Source organism: Ramlibacter agri (assembly GCF_012927085.1).
In the GTDB taxonomy this organism is placed as follows: Bacteria; Pseudomonadota; Gammaproteobacteria; order Burkholderiales; family Burkholderiaceae_C; genus Ramlibacter; species Ramlibacter agri.
In genome coordinates this window covers 78,197-99,143 of sequence record NZ_JABBFX010000002.1, presented here as the reverse complement: position 1 = coordinate 99,143, position 20,947 = coordinate 78,197, and the positions used below count along the sequence as shown (strand labels likewise).

Annotated in this window: 20 protein-coding genes; 14 read left to right on the top strand and 6 right to left on the bottom strand. The window is 68.1% G+C overall.

Going from position 1 to position 20,947, the window contains the following annotated elements; translation table 11 throughout:
- Positions 1–5 precede the first annotated feature (5 nt).
- The 5 genes from HHL11_RS19085 to HHL11_RS19065 all read right to left on the bottom strand — a co-directional run bounded on the left by HHL11_RS19085 (position 6) and on the right by HHL11_RS19065 (position 3,918).
- Positions 6–713 carry an ABC transporter ATP-binding protein gene (locus tag HHL11_RS19085; protein WP_169420169.1) on the bottom strand — a complete coding sequence of 236 codons (708 nt, stop codon included), beginning with the start codon at positions 711–713 and terminating at the stop codon, positions 6–8.
- On the bottom strand, positions 700–1,464 hold the full coding sequence (locus HHL11_RS19080; protein ID WP_169420168.1) for an ATP-binding cassette domain-containing protein: 765 nt from the start codon (positions 1,462–1,464) through the stop codon (positions 700–702). The genes HHL11_RS19085 and HHL11_RS19080 overlap by 14 nt, the downstream gene beginning before the upstream one ends.
- Positions 1,457–2,461 carry a branched-chain amino acid ABC transporter permease gene (locus HHL11_RS19075; protein WP_169420167.1) on the bottom strand — a complete coding sequence of 335 codons (1,005 nt, stop codon included), beginning with the start codon at positions 2,459–2,461 and terminating at the stop codon, positions 1,457–1,459. Before HHL11_RS19075 ends, HHL11_RS19080 begins: the two co-directional genes overlap by 8 nt.
- Positions 2,461–3,324, bottom strand: a complete 864-nt coding sequence (locus HHL11_RS19070) for a branched-chain amino acid ABC transporter permease (RefSeq protein ID WP_169420166.1) — start codon at positions 3,322–3,324, stop codon at positions 2,461–2,463. The genes HHL11_RS19075 and HHL11_RS19070 overlap by 1 nt, the downstream gene beginning before the upstream one ends.
- A 105-nt stretch (positions 3,325–3,429) precedes the next feature.
- The gene (locus tag HHL11_RS19065; protein ID WP_169420165.1) at positions 3,430–3,918 is read right to left on the bottom strand and encodes a MarR family winged helix-turn-helix transcriptional regulator; all 489 of its coding nucleotides are present in this window, start codon (positions 3,916–3,918) and stop codon (positions 3,430–3,432) included.
- A gap of 90 nt (positions 3,919–4,008) precedes the next feature.
- On the opposite strand from HHL11_RS19065, the gene HHL11_RS19060 reads away from it, so the two are divergent.
- From HHL11_RS19060 to HHL11_RS19050, 3 genes are all read left to right on the top strand, one after another.
- A complete protein-coding gene (locus HHL11_RS19060) occupies positions 4,009–5,082 on the top strand; it encodes an NAD/NADP-dependent octopine/nopaline dehydrogenase family protein (RefSeq protein ID WP_169421177.1) in 1,074 nt (357 codons plus the stop codon).
- 61 nt (positions 5,083–5,143) lie between these two features.
- Positions 5,144–6,133, top strand: coding sequence for a 3-hydroxybutyryl-CoA dehydrogenase (locus HHL11_RS19055; protein ID WP_342593246.1), 990 nt, complete (start codon positions 5,144–5,146; stop codon positions 6,131–6,133).
- Positions 6,130–6,933, top strand: coding sequence for an alpha/beta fold hydrolase (locus tag HHL11_RS19050; protein WP_169420164.1), 804 nt, complete (start codon positions 6,130–6,132; stop codon positions 6,931–6,933). Before HHL11_RS19055 ends, HHL11_RS19050 begins: the two co-directional genes overlap by 4 nt.
- Before the next feature lie 62 nt (positions 6,934–6,995).
- On the opposite strand, the gene HHL11_RS19045 is transcribed toward HHL11_RS19050, so the two are convergent.
- Positions 6,996–7,469, bottom strand: coding sequence for a MarR family winged helix-turn-helix transcriptional regulator (locus tag HHL11_RS19045; RefSeq protein ID WP_169420163.1), 474 nt, complete (start codon positions 7,467–7,469; stop codon positions 6,996–6,998).
- Positions 7,470–7,562: 93 nt separating this feature from the next.
- Between HHL11_RS19045 and HHL11_RS19040 the strand changes: the two genes are divergently transcribed.
- From HHL11_RS19040 to HHL11_RS18990, 11 genes are read left to right on the top strand one after another with little or no spacing between them, the layout of a single operon-like run.
- Positions 7,563–9,707, top strand: a complete 2,145-nt coding sequence (locus HHL11_RS19040) for a thiamine pyrophosphate-dependent enzyme (RefSeq protein WP_169420162.1) — start codon at positions 7,563–7,565, stop codon at positions 9,705–9,707.
- A gap of 7 nt (positions 9,708–9,714) precedes the next feature.
- Positions 9,715–11,235, top strand: coding sequence for an indolepyruvate oxidoreductase subunit beta family protein (locus tag HHL11_RS19035; RefSeq protein WP_169420161.1), 1,521 nt, complete (start codon positions 9,715–9,717; stop codon positions 11,233–11,235).
- A gap of 27 nt (positions 11,236–11,262) precedes the next feature.
- Positions 11,263–12,594, top strand: coding sequence for an aromatic ring-hydroxylating dioxygenase subunit alpha (locus tag HHL11_RS19030; RefSeq protein WP_169420160.1), 1,332 nt, complete (start codon positions 11,263–11,265; stop codon positions 12,592–12,594).
- Positions 12,591–13,073 (top strand): aromatic-ring-hydroxylating dioxygenase subunit beta, encoded by a 483-nt coding sequence (locus HHL11_RS19025; protein ID WP_169420159.1) that lies wholly within the window; start codon positions 12,591–12,593, stop codon positions 13,071–13,073. Before HHL11_RS19030 ends, HHL11_RS19025 begins: the two co-directional genes overlap by 4 nt.
- Before the next feature lie 2 nt (positions 13,074–13,075).
- Positions 13,076–14,698 carry an AMP-binding protein gene (locus HHL11_RS19020; RefSeq protein WP_425355214.1) on the top strand — a complete coding sequence of 541 codons (1,623 nt, stop codon included), beginning with the start codon at positions 13,076–13,078 and terminating at the stop codon, positions 14,696–14,698.
- Complete coding sequence (locus tag HHL11_RS19015; protein ID WP_205964489.1) at positions 14,698–15,867, top strand: thiolase family protein; 1,170 nt, start codon at positions 14,698–14,700, stop codon at positions 15,865–15,867. Before HHL11_RS19020 ends, HHL11_RS19015 begins: the two co-directional genes overlap by 1 nt.
- The gene (locus HHL11_RS19010) at positions 15,864–17,117 is read left to right on the top strand and encodes an SDR family NAD(P)-dependent oxidoreductase (RefSeq protein WP_169420158.1); all 1,254 of its coding nucleotides are present in this window, start codon (positions 15,864–15,866) and stop codon (positions 17,115–17,117) included. Before HHL11_RS19015 ends, HHL11_RS19010 begins: the two co-directional genes overlap by 4 nt.
- A 1-nt stretch (position 17,118) precedes the next feature.
- Positions 17,119–17,904, top strand: coding sequence for a cyclase family protein (locus tag HHL11_RS19005; RefSeq protein WP_169420157.1), 786 nt, complete (start codon positions 17,119–17,121; stop codon positions 17,902–17,904).
- Complete coding sequence (locus HHL11_RS19000; RefSeq protein ID WP_169420156.1) at positions 17,901–18,629, top strand: SDR family oxidoreductase; 729 nt, start codon at positions 17,901–17,903, stop codon at positions 18,627–18,629. The genes HHL11_RS19005 and HHL11_RS19000 overlap by 4 nt, the downstream gene beginning before the upstream one ends.
- Before the next feature lie 15 nt (positions 18,630–18,644).
- Positions 18,645–19,796, top strand: coding sequence for an ABC transporter substrate-binding protein (locus tag HHL11_RS18995; RefSeq protein WP_169420155.1), 1,152 nt, complete (start codon positions 18,645–18,647; stop codon positions 19,794–19,796).
- A 5-nt stretch (positions 19,797–19,801) separates the two neighbouring features.
- Positions 19,802–20,944 carry an ABC transporter substrate-binding protein gene (locus HHL11_RS18990; RefSeq protein WP_169420154.1) on the top strand — a complete coding sequence of 381 codons (1,143 nt, stop codon included), beginning with the start codon at positions 19,802–19,804 and terminating at the stop codon, positions 20,942–20,944.
- The last annotated feature ends 3 nt before the right edge of the window (positions 20,945–20,947 follow it).

Sequence of the window (20,947 nt, the reverse complement as noted above, 5' to 3'; positions counted from 1 at the left end):
AATCTTCAGGCGCCGATGTAGGCCTTGCGGACGGCGTCGTTGTTCATCAGGGTCTCGGGGCTGCCTTCCAGCACGATGCGGCCGCGCTCGATGACGTAGGCACGGTGCGCGATCTTCAGCGCCGCATGCGCGTTCTGTTCGGCCAGCAGCACCGTGGTGCCGGCGGCGTTGATCTTCTTCAGCACGTCGAAGACCTGCTTGACGACCAGCGGCGCCAGGCCCAGCGAGGGTTCGTCCAGCATCAGCACGCGCGGGCGGCCCATCAGCGCGCGGCCGATGGCCACCATCTGCTGCTGGCCACCGGACAGCGAACCGGCCGGGTCGTTCTTCTTCTGCGCGAGGATCGGGAACAGCTCCAGCACCTCGTCCAGCCGCTGGCGGTTGCCGGTGCCATCGCGGCGGTGCACGTAGGAACCCAGCATCAGGTTCTTCTGCACCGACATCTGCGGGAACAGCTTGCGGCCTTCCGGGCACTGCACCAGCCCGCGCGCCACGATCTGCGCCGGCCGCGCGCCGGCGATCTCCTGGCCTTCCAGGCGGATGCTGCCGGCCGCCGGCTTGTGCAGGCCGCTGGCGGTGAGGAAGATGGAACTCTTGCCGGCGCCATTAGCGCCGAGCAGCACCACCAGTTCACCGGCCTTCGCGTGCAGCCGGATGCCGTCCAGCGCGCGGAAGCTGCCGTAGGAAAGCGACACGCCCTCAAGCTGCAGCATGTTCGCTTCCCAGGTAAGCGTCGATCACCGCGGGGTTCGCGCGCACCTCGGCCGGCGTGCCTTCCGCGATCTTCTCGCCGTAGCTCAGGACCAGGATGCGGTCGGCCAGGCTCATGATCATGTCCATCTTGTGCTCGATCAGGCACACGGTGAGGCCGTGGGCCACCATCTTGCGGATCAGGTCCGCCAAGCCCACGGTTTCCTCGGGGTTCACGCCGCCGGCCGGTTCGTCCAGCAGCAGCAGCTTGGGTTCGGTGGCCAGGGCCAGCGCGAAGGCGGTGCGCTTGCGCTCTTCCTGCGAGATGTCGCCGGCCAGCCGGTTCTCGATGTGCGCGAGGCCGACGAAGTCCAGCGCCTGCCGCGCTTTCTCGCGGCAGGTGCGCTCTTCCTCCTTCAGGCGCTTGGTGCCGAGCAGCACGTCCCACAGGCCGGAGCGCGTGCGCAGGCGGTGGCCCACGATCAGGTTGTCCAGCACCGTGGCGGCATCGAACAGCGTGGTGGCCTGGAAGGTGCGCGCCACGCCGAGACGGGCGACCTGGTCGGTGCGCAGCCGCGTGATGTCCTGGCCTTCGAAGACGATGCTGCCTTCGCTGGCCGGGTGCACGCCGCTGATCAGGTTGAAGAAGGTCGTCTTGCCGGCACCGTTGGGGCCGATGATGGCGTTGACCTTGCCGCGTTCAATCGTGGTGCTGACGGCGTTGACGGCGACGTTGCCGCCGAAGCGCTTGGTGAGGCTGCGGATCTCAAGCACCGGGCGCCTCCGTGGCGGGCAGGGTGGCTGGTGCGACCGGCCGTACGGCCGCGGCGGCGCGGCGCGCGCGCCAGGCCATCCAGCTGCCGGCGATGCCATGCGGGAAGAAGATGACCAGCGCGATCAGCAGCGGCCCGAAGATGACGAAGCGATACTCCTGCAGGAACTGCATCATCTGCGTGAGCCAGGGCACGGCGATGGAGCCAAGCAGCGGGCCGAACACCGTGCCCAGCCCGCCCACCAGCATGTACATGGTCATGTCGAAGGTGTTCTGCGCGCCGGCCACGTCGGGCCCGACGAAGCGGACGAAGGCGGCATACAGCGCGCCGGCCCAGCCCGCATAGAGCACCGAGACGATGAAGGCGAGCAGCTTGGTGCGCATCAGCGGGATGCCCAGCGCTTCGGCCAGGTCGTCGCCGTTGCGGATGGCGATGAAGGTGCGGCCCAGCAGCGAGTGGGTGATGCGCTTCATCACCCACGCACCCAGCACCAGGAAGGCGAACATCAGGTAGTACATCTGCGCCGGCGTCTCGAACTTCAGCGGGCCGATCGGCGACGGACCCGGAATGCCCATCAGGCCGACCGCGCCGTGCGTGAGCGACTCCCACTTCTCCAGCACCAGGAACAGGATCACGCCCACGCACATGGTGAAGATCGAGAAGTAGTGGCCCTTCAGCCGCAGCGACAGCCAGCCAAGCGGCAGGCCGATGGCCGCTGTCACGGCGCCGGCGGCCACGAAGGCGATCCAGAAAGGCACGTGGTAGTCCACCGTCAGGATGCCCAGCGTGTAGGCGCCGATCGCCATGAAGCCCGCGTGGGCCATGTTGAACTGGCCCGTGTAGCCGGTGATGAGGTTCAGGCCCAGCGTCGCGATGGCGAAGATGTAGGCCGTGCTCATGACGGTGAGCCGGTAGTCGTTGCCCGCGAACAGCGGGAACAGCGCGCCCAGCGCCGCCAGCAGGGCCCAGCCGGAGCGGCCCTCGATCCACTTCAGCATCAGCGCGCCCCTTGCACGAACAGGCCTTGCGGCCGCAGCGACAGGATCACCACCAGCAGCGCGAAGGCGATGATGTCCTTGTAGTCGGTCGAGATGTAGAAGGCGCCGAAGGATTCGGCGAAGCCGATGATCAGCCCGCCCAGGATGGCGCCGGGCACGCTGCCCATGCCGCCCAGGATGATGATGACGAAGGCCTTGGTGATCACCAGGTTGCCCATCGCGGGATAGACCAGGTTGATCGGCGCGTACAGCGTGGCCGCGACGGCCGCGAGCATGCCCGAGATGGCGAAGGTCATGATCGCGACGCGGTCCGGGTCGATGCCCACCAGCGCCGCGCCTTCGCGGTTCTGCGCCATGGCGATGATGGTGGAGCCGGTGACGGTGCGCGTCAGGAACAGGTGCAGCGCCAGCATCAGCGTGAAGGCCGCCACGATGATCAGCAGGCGCTGTGCCGGCAGGGCGAGGCCGCCGAACTCCAGGATGCCGGAGTAGGGCGTGGCCATGCGCTGGAACTCCGCGCCCCACAGCGCCTGCGCGCCCGATTCCAGGAACAGCAGCAGGCCGATGGCCGCGATCATCGGGTGCAGTCCGCTCGCCTTGCGCAGCGGATGGAAGACGAGCCGCTCCGAGATGGCGGCAACGACCGCGACCACGATCGCGGCGCCGACCATGGCGACCCAGTAGTTGGCGCCCCAGCCGCCCATCAACTTGATGGCGATGAAGGCGCCCACCATGTAGAAGGCGCCGTGGGCGAAGTTGGGCACCTGGAGGATGCCGTAGACCAGCGTGAGGCCGAGGGCCACCAGGCTGTAGATGCCGCCCAGGGTGAGGGCGTTGAGGAATTGTTGAAGTACGACGTCCATGCTTGGCGCGTGCACTTTATGCGGCGCAGCAGCACAAGCACTTACGGGAAAACCCCGCGACAGTCCCATGCGTGACAAGGCACGCGGGATCTGCTTCAGCCTTTCCTACTCGTCTTCGTCGCCGGCGGCCGCTTCCTGCGCGAGGTCCGCATGCAGCTCGATCATCTGCTTGAGCGTTTTCTTCAGCTCGTTGGAGCGCGCCAGGCCGAAGGGCTCCAGCACGCGGTGCTCGTGCTCCTTCGCCAGCGCGATCAGCCCCGTCACGAGCTTGTCGCCCGAGGGCGTGATCGCGATCAGCGTCATGCGCCGGTCGCTTTCGTGCGCGATGCGCTTGACGTAGCCGCGGCCTTCCATGCGGTCGACCACGCGCGTCAGGGTCGGCTGCTTCAGCACGGTCAGCCGCGCCAGCGCGCCGATGCTCATGGGTTCCGCGCCCTCCAGGCTGGCCATCACGCGCCAATCCGACACCGTGCAGCCCTTGGCCGTGACGATGCGATGGAACTCGCCCGAGATGAGGTGGCTGGCCTGCGCCAGCAGGGCCGGCAGGTAGTCGTCGACGAAGGTGGGCCCGTTGCCCTTGCCCGGCTTGTTCATGGACGCATTCTCGTTTCTCCCGAGCCGCTCAGTGCTTGACAGCTGAATATATGAAAAGTAATGTACATGCGCAACGCGGAGAACACCGAGATGAAGATCGCCATCCTGGGCGGCGGCCACGGCTGCTATGCCGCTGCCGCCGACTTGTCCGAAGCCGGCCATGAAGTGCGCCTGTGGCGCCGCGATGCGGAGGCGCTGCGCCCCGTCATCGAGACCGGCAGCATCGTCCTGAAGGACGCCGACGGGCCGCGCGCCGTGAAGATCGCGCGCGCCACGGCCGACATCGGCGCCGCGCTGGATGGCGCGCAGCTGGTGGTGATTCCTTCGCCGGCGATCGCGCAGGAAGACATCGCGCGGGCCATGGCGCCGCACCTGCAGGACGGCCAGGTGGTGTTCCTGCCGCCGGGTACCTTCGGCAGTTTCGTCATGAGCCGCATCGTGCGCCGCGCCGGCAACCAGGCCGACGTGGCCTGGGCCGAGACCGGCACCTTGCCTTATCTCGCCCGCAAGCACGGCGAGCGCGAAGTCAACGTCACCATCCGCGCCGTGCGCCTGCCGACCGGCGTCTACCCGGCGCGCCGCACCGAGCATGCGCTGAAGGTGATCCGCGAGGCCTACCCCAGCGCGCACGCTTGCGGCGACGCGCTGTCCGGTGCGCTGATGAACGCCGGCCCCATCATCCACCCGCCGCTGATCGTGATGAACGCGGCGCCCTTGCAGCACTTCGAGCGCTGGGACATCCACAACGAAGGCACGCAACCCGCCGTGCGCGCGGTGACGGACCGCCTGGACCTGGAGCGCATCGCCGTGCGCGAGGCACTGGGCTACGGCGCGCCGCATTACCCGCTGGCCGACCACTACAACAATGACCAGTGGATGTACGGCGACGCCCACAAGAAGCTGGTGAAGTCGGGCGACTGGCGCGAGCACATCGAACTGCAGACGCACCGCTACGTGACCGAGGACACCGAGCTGGGCCTGGCCTTCCTCGCTTCGGTGGCGCGCTGGGTGGGCGCCGACGCGCCCATTGCCCACGGCCTGCTGGCCATTGCCGGCGGCTGGCAAGGGCGCGACCTGCGCCAGGGCCCGCGCACGCTGGAAGGCCTGGGGCTGGACCAGCTGTCCAAGGAAGCGATGCAGCAGCTGCTGCACGAAGGCGAATGATGAGCCCCGCACGGCCGCCCGAAGGGGCTCGCACCGCAGTGCGTAGCACGGAGGTGCTCCTGTGACCGCACGCTTTGTCGCGGTCGGCGCCGGCCGCATGGGCCGCGGCATCGCGATCAGCTTTGCTTACGCCGGCCATCGCATCGCGCTGGTCGACTTGCGCCAGCGCACGCCCGAGGCGTGGCAGAAGCTGCGCGAGGAAGCGATGGCCGAGGTCCGCGGCGCGCTGCAGGGGCTGGCAAAGTTGGGGGCTCTTGCCGAAGCACGGATTCCCGAGATCGCTGCGCGCGTGGAGATGGTCGATGCCGCAGGCGCGCCCTCGGCGCTTGCGGCGGCCGAACTGGTGTTCGAAGGTGTGCCGGAGACGATGGAAGCGAAGCGTGAGGCCTTCGCCTTCATCAACAAGCATTGCCGCTCCGATGCGATCCTGACCTCCACCACCAGCAGCATCCTGGTGACGCAGCTGGCGGAGATCGTCGAGCGGCCCGAGCGCTTCCTCAACATGCACTGGCTCAACCCGGCCTACGTGATCCCGGTGGTGGAGCTGAGCACGCACCCGGGCACCAGCGCCGAGGTGCTGGCGCGCACGCGTGCGCTGATGGAGGGCATAGGCAAGCTGCCGGTGGTATGCGGCGCCGCGCCGGGCTACATCGTGCCGCGCCTGCAGGCGCTGGTCATGAACGAAGCCGCGCGCATGGTGGAAGAGGGCGTGGCGACGGCGGAGGAGATCGACAAGGCCACGCGCTACGGCATGGGCCTGCGCTTCGCCGCGCTGGGCGTGGTGGAGTTCATCGACTTCGGCGGCTGCGACATCCTGCACCACGCCAGCCGCGAGATGGCGGGCAGCATCGACCCGCATCGCTACCAGGCACCGGCCATCGTCGGCCGCATGATGGAAGAAGGCCGTCTGGGCCTGAAGACCGGCAGCGGCTTCTACGACTACGAGGGGCGCGATGTGGGCGCTTATCGCCTGGACGTGCTCTCGCGCACCTTGGGCATGCTGCGGCATGCGGGCTTGTGGAAGCCGCCCGCGGACGGGACGCTGTCGTGAAGGTTCACCGCGCCTATGCGGACCTGCCGCACGGGCAGGTGCACTATGCGGAGTGCGGCGCGAGGGACGCGCCGCCCGTGCTGTTGCTGCACCAGACGCCGCGCAGCTGGGCGGAGTACCGCGAGGTGCTGCCGCGGCTGGGGGCGCGTTATCGTGCGATCGCGATGGACACCGCGGGCTTCGGTGAGTCGGATCCGCCGGAGGGGCCAGAGTGCATCGAGGCATGGGCTTCGGTTGCTGCGCAGTTCCTGGATGCGCTGGGGATTGCATCGGCGCATGTCGTCGGTCACCACACGGGTGGCGTGATCGCGGTCGAACTGGCGGCGCGGCATTCCGCGCGCGTACGCTCGCTGGTGCTGTCGTCGACGCCGTACACCAGCGCTTCCTTCCGCGAGGCGCGCGCCGAAAGGCCGCCTATCGATGCGGTGCAGGAGAGCCCGGATGGCGCGCACCTGCGGGCGCTGTGGGGCAAGCGGCAAGGCTTTTATCCGCCGGGTCGGCCGGACTTGCTGCAGGCTTTCGTGCTGGATGCGCTGAAGGTGCGCGGCGATGTGGAGGGCGGGCATCGTGCCGTCGCTTCGTATCGCATGGAGGACCGCATCGTGGATGTGAGGCAGCCGGTGCTGGTGATCCGGGCTGGCGCGGATCCGTTTGCGGCGCCGCATGCGAAGGAGTGGATGGAGTTGTTGCCGCAGGCGCAACTGGCCGACATTCCTGGAGGCATGGTGCCTTTGCCGGACCAGTTGCCACAGGAGTTCGCGCGAGAGGTTCTCCGGTTTCTGGACGCGCTCCCTTCATAGGGTGCGCAGCTCCGCTGCGCACCTGGCACCACCTCGCGCGGTGCGCAGCGAAGCTGCGAACCCTACACGTCGCGTCGCTGGCCGATCAGGAGCAGCAGTGTGTCCTTCAGCGCGCTCGCGCGACGCGCGCCAACGGTCGCCAGCACGCGCTCCTCATGCTCCCGCGCCAGCGGCACCAGCTTCTCCGTCAACTCCAAGCCGCGCTGCGTGATGCTCACCAGCGTGATGCGCCGGTCCCCATCGTGGGGCACGCGCTGCACGTGGCCGGTGGCCTCCATGCGATCGAGCAGGCGCGTCACCGTGGGCTGTTTCATCACGACCACTTGCGCCAGCCGCCCGATGCTGGTGGGCTCGCCGCTGGCCAGCGTCGCCAGCACCCGCCACTCCGAAGGCGCGAGCCCGTGCTGCGCCGCGACGGCGTGGAATTCACTGGAAAGCAGCTCATGCGCCTGCGCCAGCAGCGCCGGCAAATAGGCGTCGACGAACTGCGTCGCCGCACCGGGACGGGGCGCAGTCCCCGGGTATTCCCTAGGCATAGAAACTGCATGACTTTTCATATGTTCCAGCTTAAACTAATCCGCAATCGAGTGCGAGCCACGCACCGGACCACGGAGACAACGGAGCCCTGAATGGCCGAGAGATCGTTCGTCGAGGAAGTCAAGAAGCTGCGCCTGGGCGCGGGCGAAACGTTCCGCGGTGAAGGCATCCTTGCCGTCACCAAGGCGCTGCTCGAATCGGGCGTCGCCTACGTCGCGGGTTACCAGGGCGCGCCCATCTCGCACCTGATGGACGTGCTGGCCGACGCGCAGGACATCCTTGCCGAGAACGGCATCCGCTTCGAGAACAGCGCGAGCGAAGCCACTGCCGCTGCCACGCTCGCCGCGTCCGTCAACTACCCGCTGCGCGGCGCCGTCACCTTCAAGGCGACCGTAGGCACCAACGTCGCTTCGGATGCGCTGGCCAACCTGGCCTCGGGCGGCGTCACCGGCGGCGCGCTGATCGTGGTGGGCGAGGACTACGGCGAGGGCTCCTCGATCATGCAGGAGCGCAGCCACGCCTTCGCGATGAAGTCGCAGATCTGGCTGCTGGACCCGCGGCCCAACCTGCCTTCCATCGTGCAGGCGGTGAAGGAAGGCTTCGAGCTGTCCGAAGCGAGCAAGACGCCCGTGATGCTGCAGTTGCGCATCCGCGCCTGCCACGTGCACGGCGAGTTCACGGCCGCTGACAACAAGCGTTCGAGCTTCACCATCGGCGAAGCGCTGGACAACCCGCGGCGCGACACCGGGCGCATCGTGCTGCCGCCGGCGAGTTTCGTGCACGAGCAGGAGAAGGTGCGCGAGCGCTGGCCCGCCGCCGTCCAATTCATCGAGGAGCGCGGCCTCAACGAATTCTTCGCCGATGGCACCGACGACATCGGCCTCATCGTGCAGGGCGGCAACTACAACACTGCGCTGCGCGTGCTGGAGCGCCTGGGCCTGGCCGATGTGTACGGCAACAGCCGCGTCCCGCTCTACTGCATGAACGTCGCCTATCCGGTGGTGGACAGCGAAGTGCTGCGCTTCTGCCGCGGCAAGCGCGCCGTGTTGATGGTGGAAGAGGGCCAGCCCAACTTCGTCGAGCAGAACGTCGCGGCGATCCTGCGCAAGGCCGGTGTCGATACGCAGTTGCACGGCAAGGACATGCTGCCCGTGGCCGGTGAGTACACCGCTGCCGAAACCCTGAAGGGCGTGCGCGCCTTCCTGGAGCTGTATGGCCGCCTGCAGCCGCTGCCCGCGCCGGTGAAGCCGCCCAAGGTCATCCCGCTGAAGCCGCTGGCGGAAAGCGTGGAAGCGCGCCCGCCCGGCTTCTGCACCGGCTGCCCCGAGCGGCCGATCTTCACCGCGATGAAGCTGGTGGAGCGCGAGCTGGGCCCGCACCACGTCAGCGCCGACATCGGCTGCCACCTGTTCTCGATCCTGCCGCCTTTCAACATCGGCAACACCACGATGGGCTACGGCCTGGGCAGCGCCGGAGCGGCCGCGCTCAACCCGAATGGCGGCGAACACAAGCGCGCCATCAGCGTGATGGGCGACGGCGGCTTCTGGCACAACGGCCTCACCAGCGGCATCGCCAACTCGGTGTTCAACCGCAGCGACAACCTGACCATCGTCGTCGACAACAGCTACACCTCCGCCACCGGCGGCCAGGACATCCTGTCGTCCGCGGCGGAGAACAAGACGCGCAGCACCGGCCACGCCATCGAGCAGGCCGTGCGCGGCGTCGGCGTGAAGTGGGTGAAGACGATGCGCCGCACCTACGACGTGAAGGGTATGCGCGACGCCCTGCGCGAAGCATTGACCACCAAGGAGAAGGGTCCCAAGGTGCTGGTGGCCCAGTCCGAGTGCATGCTGAACAAGCAGCGGCGCGAAAAGCCGCTGGCCCGCAAGGCCGCCGCCGAAGGCAGGAAAGTGGTGCGCGAGCGCTTCGGTGTCGACTCCGACACCTGCACCGGCGACCACTCGTGCATCCGGCTCTCCGGCTGCCCCTCGCTGTCGATCAAGCCCAACCCGGACCCGCTGCGCACCGACCCGGTGGCAACGGTCATGGACTCCTGCGTCGGCTGCGGCTTGTGCGGCGAGGTCTCGCATGCCGCCGTGCTGTGCCCGTCCTTCTACAAGGCGCAGATCACCACCAACCCGAGCGGCTGGGACAAACTGTGCGAGCGCGTGCGCTCCACCGTCATCGGCGCGCTGCAGCGCCGCGCCGCCCGCAAGAGCGAGCGCTACGCCTTCTGAGAACCGCATGAACGCCAAGCAGCCGATCAAGATCGCGATCCTCGCCATGGGCGGCGAAGGGGGCGGGGTGCTGGCCGACTGGATCGTCGACCTCGGCGAAGCCAACGGCTACATCGCGCAGACAACCTCGGTGCCGGGCGTGGCGCAGCGCACCGGCGCCACCATCTACTACGTGGAGTTGTTCCCGGCCGAACAGGCGCGTGCCGACGGCGGCCGCCCCATCCTGGCGCTGATGCCGCTGCCGGGTGACGTCGACGTGGTGCTGTGCTCCGAGCTGATGGAAGCCGGCCGCGCCGTGCAGCGCGGGCTGGTGACGCCGGACCGCACGACCCTGGTCTCTTCCACGCACCGCGTCTATGCGATCGCCGAGAAGATCGCCATGGGCGACGGCCGCGCCGACCACAACAACCTGCTCGCGCACGCCGAAGGCGCGGCGCGCCGCTTCGTGCGCTTCGACATGGCGCAGGTGGCCGAAGACAACGGCAGCGTGATCAGCGCCGTGCTGTTCGGCGCGGTGGCCGGGACCGGCGTGCTGCCTTTCAGCCGTGCGCAGTTCGAATCGACCATCGAGCGTGGCGGCGTCGGCGTCAAGGCCAGCCTGAAGGCTTTCGGCGCCGGCTTCGCGCAGGCCAATGCGCCTGCCGAGACCGAGCAGCCGCAGGCCGCCGCGCTGCGCCCGGCCGGCACGGCGCGCGACCCGCAGGTGCGCGCGCTGCTCGCTCGCATCGAGAAGGATTTCCCGGTCGCCGCGCAACCGGTGCTGGTGGAAGGCGCGCGCCGCCTGGTCGACTACCAGGACCCGGCGTATGCGCAGCTGTACCTGGATCGCCTGGCGCGCATCCAGCAGCTCCCCGGCGGTGACCTGCAGTTGCTGACCGAGACCGCGCGCCATCTCGCGCTTTGGATGTCCTACGAGGACACCGTACGGGTGGCGGAACTGAAGACGCGCGCCGGCCGCTTCGACCGCGTGCGCAGCGAGGTGCGCGTGCAGCAGGACCAGCTGCTCGCCATCAACGAATTCATGCACCCGCGGCTGCAGGAGATCTGCGACACCTTGCCGGCCGGCCTGGGCCGCTGGCTGCTGCGCTCCGGTTTGCCCCGCCGCGTCGTCGAACACTTCACGAAGGAAGGCCGCGTTGTTGCCACCAGCTCGCTGGGTGGCTTCCTGCTGTTGTACACGCTGGCCGGCATGAAGGGATGGCGGCGCGCCAGCCTACGCTACCAGGCCGAGAACGGCCGCATCGAGGACTGGCTGGAACGCATTGTGGCCGCCAGCGCGCTCAACCCGCAACTGGCAACGGAAGTGGCCCAGTGCCAGCGCCTGGTCAAGGGCTACGGCGACACGCACGAGCGCGGCCTGCGCAACTACGAGACGCTGATGGATGCCGTGCGCCGCGCTGGTGCGCGGCTGGCACCGGCCACCTTGCGCGAGCTGCGCGACGCCGCGCTGGCCGACGAGGCCGGCAAGAAACTGCAGGGCGCGCTGCAGCGCCTGGCCCTGGACGCGCCGCTGCAGCAGGCAGCCTGAACCCGTTCGAACAAGGAGCGAGCTTCGATGACGACTTCGCGCTACCGCGGCAACCCCGAGGCCCTGCGCTCGCTGGTGCAGCCGGACCGGGTGCACCGCGACCTGTACATCAGCCAGGAAGTGTTCGAGCTGGAGCAGGAACACTTCTTCGCCAACACCTGGAACTACATCGGCCACGACAGCCAGGTGCCCAATGCGGGCGACTACGTCACCAACGACATCGCCGGCCGGCCGCTGATCGTCGTGCGGCACCAGGACGGCAGCGTCAAGGTGTTGATGAACCGCTGCGCCCACAAGGGCTCGCGGCTGGTCAGCGCGCCTGCCGGCAACACCGGCAAGTTCTTCCGCTGCCCCTACCACGCCTGGTCCTTCGACACCGACGGCGCGCTGCGCGCCATCCCGCTGAAGCTGGGCTACGAAGGCACGGAGATGGCGCACACCGAAGCGGGCCAAGGCATCGTCGCGGTGAAGAACGTGCGCATCTACCGCGGCTTCATCTTCGTCAAGCTCAATGACGCGGGGCCGGGCTTCGAGGAATACTTCGGCGACTCGCTGAGCTCCATCGACAACATGGCCGACCGCTCGCCCACCGGCGAGCTCGAGATCGCCGGCGGCGTGCTGCGCTTCACGCACCAGTGCAACTGGAAGATGTTCGTCGAGAACCTCAACGACACCATGCATCCCATGGTGGCGCACGAGTCCTCGGCCGGCACCGCCAAGAAGATGTGGTCCGGCAAGCCGGCCGATGCGCCCAAGCCGATGGCCATCGAGCAGTTCGTGCCCTTCATGTCCGACTACAAGTTCTTCGAGGACATGGGCGTGCGGGTGTTCGACAACGGGCACAGCTTCTCCGGCGTCAACTTCTCCATCCACAGCAAGTACTCGGGGATCCCGGCCTACGAGCAGGCCATGAACGCGGCCTACGGTGAGGAGAAGGCGCACCAGATCCTGGGCCTGACCCGCCACAACACGGTGTACTACCCGAACCTCACGATCAAGGGCGTGATCCAGGCGATCCGCGTGGTCAAGCCGGTGTCGGCCGACAAGTGCGTGGTGGAGAGCTGGACCTTCCGGCTGAAGGGCGCGCCGGCCGAACTGCTGCAGCGGACCACCATGTACAGCCGCCTGATCAACTCGCCCTTCTCGGTGGTGGGCCACGACGACCTGCAGGCCTACCGCGGCATCCAGGCCGGCCTGTATGGCAGCGGCAACGAGTGGGTCAGCCTGCACCGCAACTTCAACGAAGCGGAGATCGGCAAGCGCGAGGTGACCACCAACGGCACCAGCGAGATCTCCATGCGCAACCAGTACCGCGCCTGGGCGAAGTACATGACGCTGACGATGGGGGGCGAGCAATGACTGAACCGACCCGCCAGGACCTGATCGACTTCGTGGTGCGTGAGTCCCGTTTGCTGGACGAGCGCAAGTACGAGGAATGGAACGCGCTCTTCACCGACGACGCCTTCTACTGGGTGCCGCTGGTGCCGGACCAGGAAGACGGCATCAACCACACCTCGCACATGTACGAGGACAAGCTGCTGCGCGAACTGCGCATCGAGCGCCTGAAGAGCCCGCGCGCCTTCTCGCAGCAGCCGCCCAGCCGCTGCCACCACCTGCTGCAGACGCCGACAGTCGAAAGTTTCGATGCGGCGTCCAACAACTACGTCGTGCGCACCGAGTTCCACTACACCGAGTCGCAAGGCGACGAACTGCAGTTCTACGTGGGCCACTTCCTGCACCACATGACCGTGCAGGACGGCGCGCTGCGCATGACGCTCAAGCGCGTGAACCTCCTCAACCCCGACGCCGCGTTGCCGGCCGTGCAGCTGTTCATCTGAGCATGACGACGGTCCACCAGCGCTTCGCCGCCACCGCCGCCCGCGCGCCGGCCAGCGAATTCCTGTTCCTCGATGCGGTGACGGCGCAGGTTTACGGCATTCCCGCGGCTCCCGTGTCGTGGGGCGACGCGGCCGCCGAAGTGGAACGGCTGCGCCAGCTCTATGCAGCGGCCGGCTATGGCCACGGCCATCGCGTCGGCCTGCTGCTGGAAAACCGGCCGGCCTTCCTGTTTCACTGGTTCGCGCTGAACGCTCTGGGCGTGAGCGTGGTGCCGGTCAACGCGGAGATGCGTTCGGCCGAACTCGAGTACCTGATCGGGCACAGCGAAATCGTGCTGGCCGTGAGCCTGCCGCAGCGTATCGCCGACCTGAAGGCCGCGGCGAAGGCCGCCGGCGTCCGCATGGCGGCCTGGGATCCGGCTGCCGAGGCCGCGCCGCGCGCTGCTTCGACGCTGGCGCCGCAAGACGGCGAGCCAGGCCTGGGAAGCGAATGCGCGTTGCTCTACACGTCTGGAACGACCGGACGTCCGAAGGGCTGCCGCCTCTCCAACGAATACTTCCTGCGCGCCGGTGACTGGTACGCGGGCCTGGACGGCGTCTGCTCGGTGCGGCCGGACCAGGAGCGCATCATCACGCCGCTGCCGCTGAACCACGTGAACGCGATGGCCTTCTCCACGATGGTGGTGGTGACGGCCGGCGGCTGCCTCGTGCAGCTCGATCGCTTCCATCCCAAGAGCTGGTGGCAGAGCGTGCGCGACAGCGGGGCCACGATCATCCACTACCTGGGCGTGATGCCCGCGATGCTGCTGTCGGCGCCTGCCGTCGCCAGCGATCGCGGGCACCAGGTGCGCTGGGGCTTCGGCGCCGGCGTCGACAAGAAGAACCACGCGGTGTTCGAAGAGCGCTTCGGCTTCCCGCTGGTGGAAGCCTGGGCCATGACGGAGACCGGCGCGGCCGCCTGCATCATGGCCAACCACGAGCCGCGCCACGTGGGCAGCAGCTGCTTCGGCGCGCCCGAGCCCTTCGTCGAACTGCGCTTGGTGGATGAAGAAGGCCGCGAAGTGGCCGATGGCACGCCCGGAGAACTGCTGGTGCGCTCCAGCGGCAGCGACCCGCGCCGCTACTTCTTCTCGGAATACCTGAAGGACGCCGACGCCACGGCCGAAGCCTGGCAGGACGGCTGGTTCCATACCGGCGACATGGTGAAGCGCGGCGCCGGCGGCGTGCTGCACTTCATCGACCGCAAGAAGAACGTCATCCGTCGCAGCGGCGAGAATATCTCCGCGGTGGAGGTCGAGAGCGTGCTGAACCAGCATCCGGCGGTGAAGTCCTCTGCGGTGGCTGCGACGCCTGACGAAGTGCGTGGCGATGAAGTGCTGGCCTGCATCATCGCGCGCGACCCGGTTCCGGAAGCCCAGAGAGCCGAAATCGCCGCCAGCATCGTGCAGCACGCGCTGGCGCAGCTGGCCTACTACAAGGCGCCTGGCTACGTGGCCTTCGTCGACGAAGTTCCGCTCACGCCCTCGCAGAAGATCCAGCGCGGGCAGCTGCGCGAGCTGGCGCGGTCCTTGCCTGGGATGGGCCTGTGCATCGATACGCGCACCATGAAGAAGAGGCAAGGCTGATGGCACGCCGTATGTCCTATGAAGGCGTGGCGGTCGCGGTCCCGGTGACCGTGCCCTACGTCCGCTACTCCACCCACAACGCGCACTGGTTCATCGGCCAGGCGCTGCAGCAGCTGGTCCTGCAGTCCGGCATTGCCAAGGAGCAGATCGACGGGCTCACCATCAGCAGCTTCTCGCTGTCGCCGGACACGGCAGTCGGCGTGACGCAGCACATGGGCGTCTCGCCGCGCTGGCTGGACCACATTCCCACCGGCGGTGCGTCCGGCGTGATGTCGCTGCGGCGTGCGGCGCGGGCCGTGCAGGCAGGCGACGCCGACATCGTGGCCTGCGTGTCCGCCGACACCAACCACGTGGACTCGTTCCGCCAGACGCTGGGCTCCTTCAGCAACTTCGCGCGCGACGCGTCCTATCCCTACGGCTCGGGCGGCCCGAACTCGATCTTCGCCATGATCACGGCGAACTACATGCGCACCTATGGCGCGCGGCGCGAGGACTTCGGCCGCATCGCGGTGGACCAGCGCACCAATGCGCTGCGCAACCCGAACGCGCTGTTCAAGAAGCCGCTGACCCTGGACGAGTACATGGGCGCGCGGGTGATCTCCGACCCGATCCACTTGTTCGATTGCGTCATGCCTTGCGCCGGCGCCGAGGCCTTCCTCGTCATGCGCGAGGAGAAGGCGCGCGAGCTGGGCCTGAAGCACGTGCTGCTGCGTGGCGCCATCGAGCGGCACAACGCCTTCGCCGAGGACCCGATCATGGTGCAGGGCGGCTGGCGCATGGACCGCGACGACCTCTACGCGCAGGCCGCGGCCAAGCCGGCCGACGTGGACTTCGTGCAGACCTACGACGACTACCCGGTCATCGTGATGATCCAGTTCGAGGACCTGGGCTTCTGCGCCAAGGGCGAAGGACCGGATTTCGTGCGCTCGCACGACACCAGCTTCGCCGGCAACTTCCCCAACAACACCAGCGGCGGCCAGCTCTCGGTGGGCCAGGCCGGCGCGGCCGGCGGCTTCCTCGGCATGACCGAGACCATCCGGCAATTGACCGGTGAAGCCGGTGACCGCGCGGTGAAGGACGCGAAGCTGGGGCTCGTCACCGGCTTCGGCATGGTTACCTACGACCGCTGCCTGTGCACGGGCGCCGTGCTGCTCGGGAGTTCCCAATGACGATGCCCTTGATGAAGCCGAAGCGCAAGAACCCGGTCCTGCGCACGCGGCAGATGAACCTGCCGCCCTGGGCGCGCGGCCGCGTGGCCCTGGGCATGACGGCCGCCGCCGCCGAAGGGCGCTTCGAGCTGCAGTGCTGCAAGGACTGCGGCGCGCTGCAATACCCGCCGCGCGAGGCCTGCCACAAGTGCCTGTCGCCGCGGCTGCAATGGAAGGCGCAGGGCGGGGAGGGCACCTTGCTCTCCACGACGACCCTGCACCACAGCAACGACCTGTTCTTCCGCGAGCGCCTGCCCTGGCGCATGGGGCTGGTGCACCTGGATGCCGGCCCGTCGCTGGTCGTGCACCTGCACGGCGAGGTGGGCGAAGCGCCCACGCGGGTGAAGGTGGGCGCGCGGCTGGACCGGGCCGGCCAGGCCGTGCTGATCGGATTCCCCGAGACCGGGAGTGAACACATGGCGGACGACAAGATGCTGCGAGAAATGACGAGCGACCCCAAGTTCCGCAAGGTGCTGGTGACCGACGGCAAGACCGCCGTGGGCCAAGCCCTCGTGCAGGCGCTGGTGAAGGCCGGCGCGGACATCGTCTGGGTCGGCCACGCCGAACCCTGGAAGAAGCTGCCTGGCTTCGACGACATCACCCAGTTCAAGGAAGTGACCCTGGTGCCGCTGGACCTGACCAACGGCCGCTCGGTGACGGAGCTGGCCGGCGAGATCGGCGGCAAGGTCGATATCGTGATCAACAACGCCGAAGTGCATCGCAGCTTCGGCATCGGCAACCGCCGCGGCACCGATGTGGCCAAGGCGGAGATGGACATCAACTACTTCGGCTTGCTGCGCCTGGCGCAGGAGTTCGGCCCCGCGCTGCGCGGGCGCTCGGCCGACGGCGTGACGCATGCGGCGGCCTGGGTGAACCTGCTGTCGATTTACGCGCTGTCCAACTATCCGCCGCACGGCACCTTCTCGGCTTCGAAGGCGGCGGCCTTGTCGATCTCGCAATGCCTGCGCGCCGAGATGCGGCCGGCCGGCATCCGTGTCATCAACGTGTTCCCGGGGCCCATCGACGACGAATGGAACCAGAACCTGCCGCCGCCCAAGGTGGCCCCCAGCGCGCTGGCCGCGAGCATCGTCAAGGCGCTGAAGGACGGCATCGAGGACGTCTACCCCGGCGACGTCGCGCAGGAATGGCTGGAGCGCTGGCGCGACAACCCCAAAGTGCTGGAGCGTGAACTGGCGGCGGGAGGCAACTGACATGAGCAACGTTCTCGCCAACGTCGCCCTGGCGCTCGCCACCGGCCGGATCAAGGTGGTGGACCTGACGCAAACGCTGACGCCCGACTTCCCGCAGATCGCGCTGCCGCCCGAGATGGGCCAGTGCTGGCCCTTCCGCATCGAGGAGGTCTCGCACTACGACGAGCGCGGCCCGGGCTGGTACTGGAACAACTTCTCCTGCGGCGAGCACACCGGCACGCACTTCGACGCGCCCATCCACTGGATCTCGGGCAAGGACCTGCCGAACAACTCGGTGGACACGATTGCCCCGCAGAACTTCGTGGCGCCGGCCTTCGTCATCGATTGCTCGGAGCAAGTGAAGAAGGATCCGGACTACCTGCTGACCGTTGCCGACATCGAGAACTTCGAGAAGGCCCATGGCCGCATCACCCCCGGCGCCTGGGTGCTGATGCGCACCGACTGGTCCAAGCGCAGCGACCCCGAGGCCTACCAGAACTTCGACGAGACCGGCCAGCACACGCCCGGCCCCAGCTCGGAAGCGGTGCAGTTCCTGGTCGAACAGCGCCAGGTGCTGGGCTTCGGTTCCGAAGCCATCGGCACCGACGCAGGGCAGGGCTATCACCTGCGTCCGCCTTACCCCTGCCACTACTTCATGCACGGCGCCGGCAAGTACGGCCTGCAGTGCCTGGCCAATCTCGACCTGCTGCCGCCCACCGGCGCCATCCTGATCTGCCCGCCGCTGAAGATCCAGAAGGGCAGCGGCAGCCCCTTGCGCGTGCTGGCGCTGGTGGAGGACCAACAATGAATCCCAACAAGATCGTCGCCGTCACCGGCGGCAGTGCCGGCATCGGCAAGGCCATCTGCGAGTCGCTGCTGGCCGACGGCTACGAAGTCATTTCGCTGGCTCGCCGCAAGAGCGACATCGCCCACCCGAAGATGCACGACGTCGAGGTGGACCTGATGGACCGCGCCGCCACAGGCGAAGCGGTGAAGGACATGGCGAAGCGCTTCGAGGTGACCACCATCGTGCACAACGCCGGCGTGATCCGCCCCGCGCTGCTTCCCGAGGTGGAACTGACCGACCTCGACGCCCTGGTCAACCTGCACCTGGGCGCCGCCGTGCAGCTGGTGCAGGCCTGCCTGCCCACGATGAAGGAGCGCAAGTTCGGCCGGATCCTGCTGATGTCCTCGCGCGCCGCGCTGGGCGCACAGACGCGTACCAGCTATTCCGCCACCAAGGCCGGCATGCTGGGCATGGCGCGCACCTGGGCGCTGGAACTGGCGCCGCACGGCATCACTGTGAACGTGGTGGCGCCCGGCCCGGTGCATACCGAAATGTTCTACGACGTCATCCCCGCCGGCAGCGAGCGCGAGCAGAAGCTGGCGGCTTCCATCCCCGTGGGCCGCATCGGCGAGGCGTCCGACGTGGCGCGGGCCGTGTCCTTCTTCATCCATCCCGACGCCGGCTTCATCACCGGCCAGTCGCTCTATGTGTGCGGGGGCGCCAGCCTCGGCAGCATTTCACTCTAAGAACCAGGAGACAAGATGAGAAAGCTCAAGACCCTCGCCGCCGCCATCATGGGCGCCGGCCTCGCGCTGAACGCGCTGGCCGCGGACCTCAAGGTGGGCTTCATCACCTCGCTGTCCGGGCCGGTGTCCTCGCTGGGCATCCCCTACGCCAAGGGCATCCAGGCCGGCGTCGCCTACAAGTCCGTCATCAACGGCCACAAGGTGCAGATGTTCCAGCTGGACGACGCTTCGGACCCAGCCACCGCCGCCCGCAATGCGCGCAAGCTGATCGAGGAGGACAAGGTCGACGTCGTGATCGGCACCGCCGGTTCGCCTGGCGCCCTGGCCATCGCCGCCGTCGCGCGCGAGACCAGGACGCCGCTGATCTCCATTGCCAACGCCAACCTGCCGGGTGATGACGGCGCCTGGATGGTCACGCTGCCGCAGCCCGCGCCGCTGATGATCAATGCGGTCGTCGAGCGCATGAAGCAGAACGGCGTGAAGACGGTGGGCTACATCGGCTTTTCCGACGCGTGGGGCGACCTGGTGTACGACGCGCTGGTGCCTGCCGCCAAGGCCGCCGGGATCCAGGTGGTGACCAACGAGCGCTTCGCCCGCGCCGACACCTCCGTCACCGGCCAGGTGCTGAAGATCGTTGCCGCCAAGCCGGATGCCGTGCTCACCGGCACCTCCGGCACGCCGGGCGCGCTGCCTTACCGCGCGCTCGCCGAGCGCGGCTGGAAGGGCCAGATCTACGGCACCCACGCCCTGATCAACCCCGACTTCGTGCGCGTGGGCGGCTCCTCGGTGGAAGGCCTGCTGGCGCCCACCGGCCCGGTGATCGTCGCCGAGCAGCTGCCGGAATCCAACCCGATCCGCAAGGTGTCCATGGAATTCCGTGACGCCTACAAGAAGGCGAACGGCGCGGTGCCCACCGATGCCTTCTCCGCCTATTCCTTCGACGCCTGGCTGCTGTTCGCCGACGCCGCGCAGCGTGCCATGGCCACCAAGGCTGAACCAGGCACGCCGCAGTTCCGCGTGGCGCTGCGTGATGCCATCGTCAGCACCAAGGAGCTGGTGGGCACGCACGGCGTCTACAACTTCAAGCCGAACGACCGTTACGGTTCCGACGAGCGTTCGCGCGTGATGGTGAAACTCGAAAAGGGTGAATGGAAGCTGGTGCAGTGATGACCATGAAGAAGACTTTGATTGCCCTGGTGGCCGGCGCCGTGCTTGCCGCGCCCGTGCTGGCTGCCGACCTGAAGGTCGGTTTCATCACCTCGCTGTCGGGGCCGGCGTCCGCGCTGGGCATCCCTTACAACAAGGGCATCCAGGCCGCGGAGGCTTACAAGGGCACCATCGCCGGCCACAAGGTGCAGCTGATCGTGCTGGACGACGGCTCCGACCCCGCCGCCGCTGCCCGCAATGCGCGCAAGCTGGTGAACGAGGACAAGGTCGACGTGCTGATCGGGACCTCCGGCGTGCCGGGCGCGATGGCCATCGCCGCCGTCGCCCGTGAGACGAAGACGCCGCTGATCTCGCCGACGCCAGTGAGCGTGCCGCCCGATGACGGCGGCTGGACGGTGACGACCTCGCAGTCCTTCCCGCTGATGGTCTCGGCCGCGGTGGACAAGATGAAGGCGAACGGCGTGAAGACGGTGGCCTTCATCGGCTTCTCCGACGCGCTGGGCGACCAGACCCTGCATGCGCTGGAGCAGTCGGCGGGGCCGGCCGGCATCAAGATCGTCGCCAGCGAGCGCTATGGCCGCGCCGATTCGTCCGTCGCCGGCCAGGTGCTGAAGATCATCGCGGCGCATCCCGATGCGGTGTTCGCCGGCAACTCCGGCACGCCCGGCGCGCTGCCTTTCCTGAGCCTGGCGGAGCGCGGCTACAAGGGCGGGCTCTATGGCACGCACGGCCTCGTGACGGCGGATTTCGTGCGCGTGGTCAGCAAGGCCGGCAACGGCGTGTACGCGCCCAGCGGCCCGGTGATGGTGGCCGACCAGCTGCCGGAGAGCAACCCGAACCGCAAGGTGGCGCTGGAGTTCCGCGAGGCCTACAAGAAGAAGCACGGCGAGCTGCCGGCCGACGCCTTCTCCGGCTACACCTTCGACGCCTGGCTCGTGTTCGCGGATGCGGCCACGCGCGTGGGCAACAAGGCAGAGCCGGGCACGGCGGAATACCGCCAGGCGCTGCACGACGCGATCGGCCAGACCCACGAACTGGTGGGCACGCACGGCGTCTTCAACTTCAAGCCGGGTTCGCCGGATGGACTGGACCGCCGCGCCGCCGTGATGATCCGGCTGGACAACGGCCAGTGGAAGCTGGCCCAGTAAGGC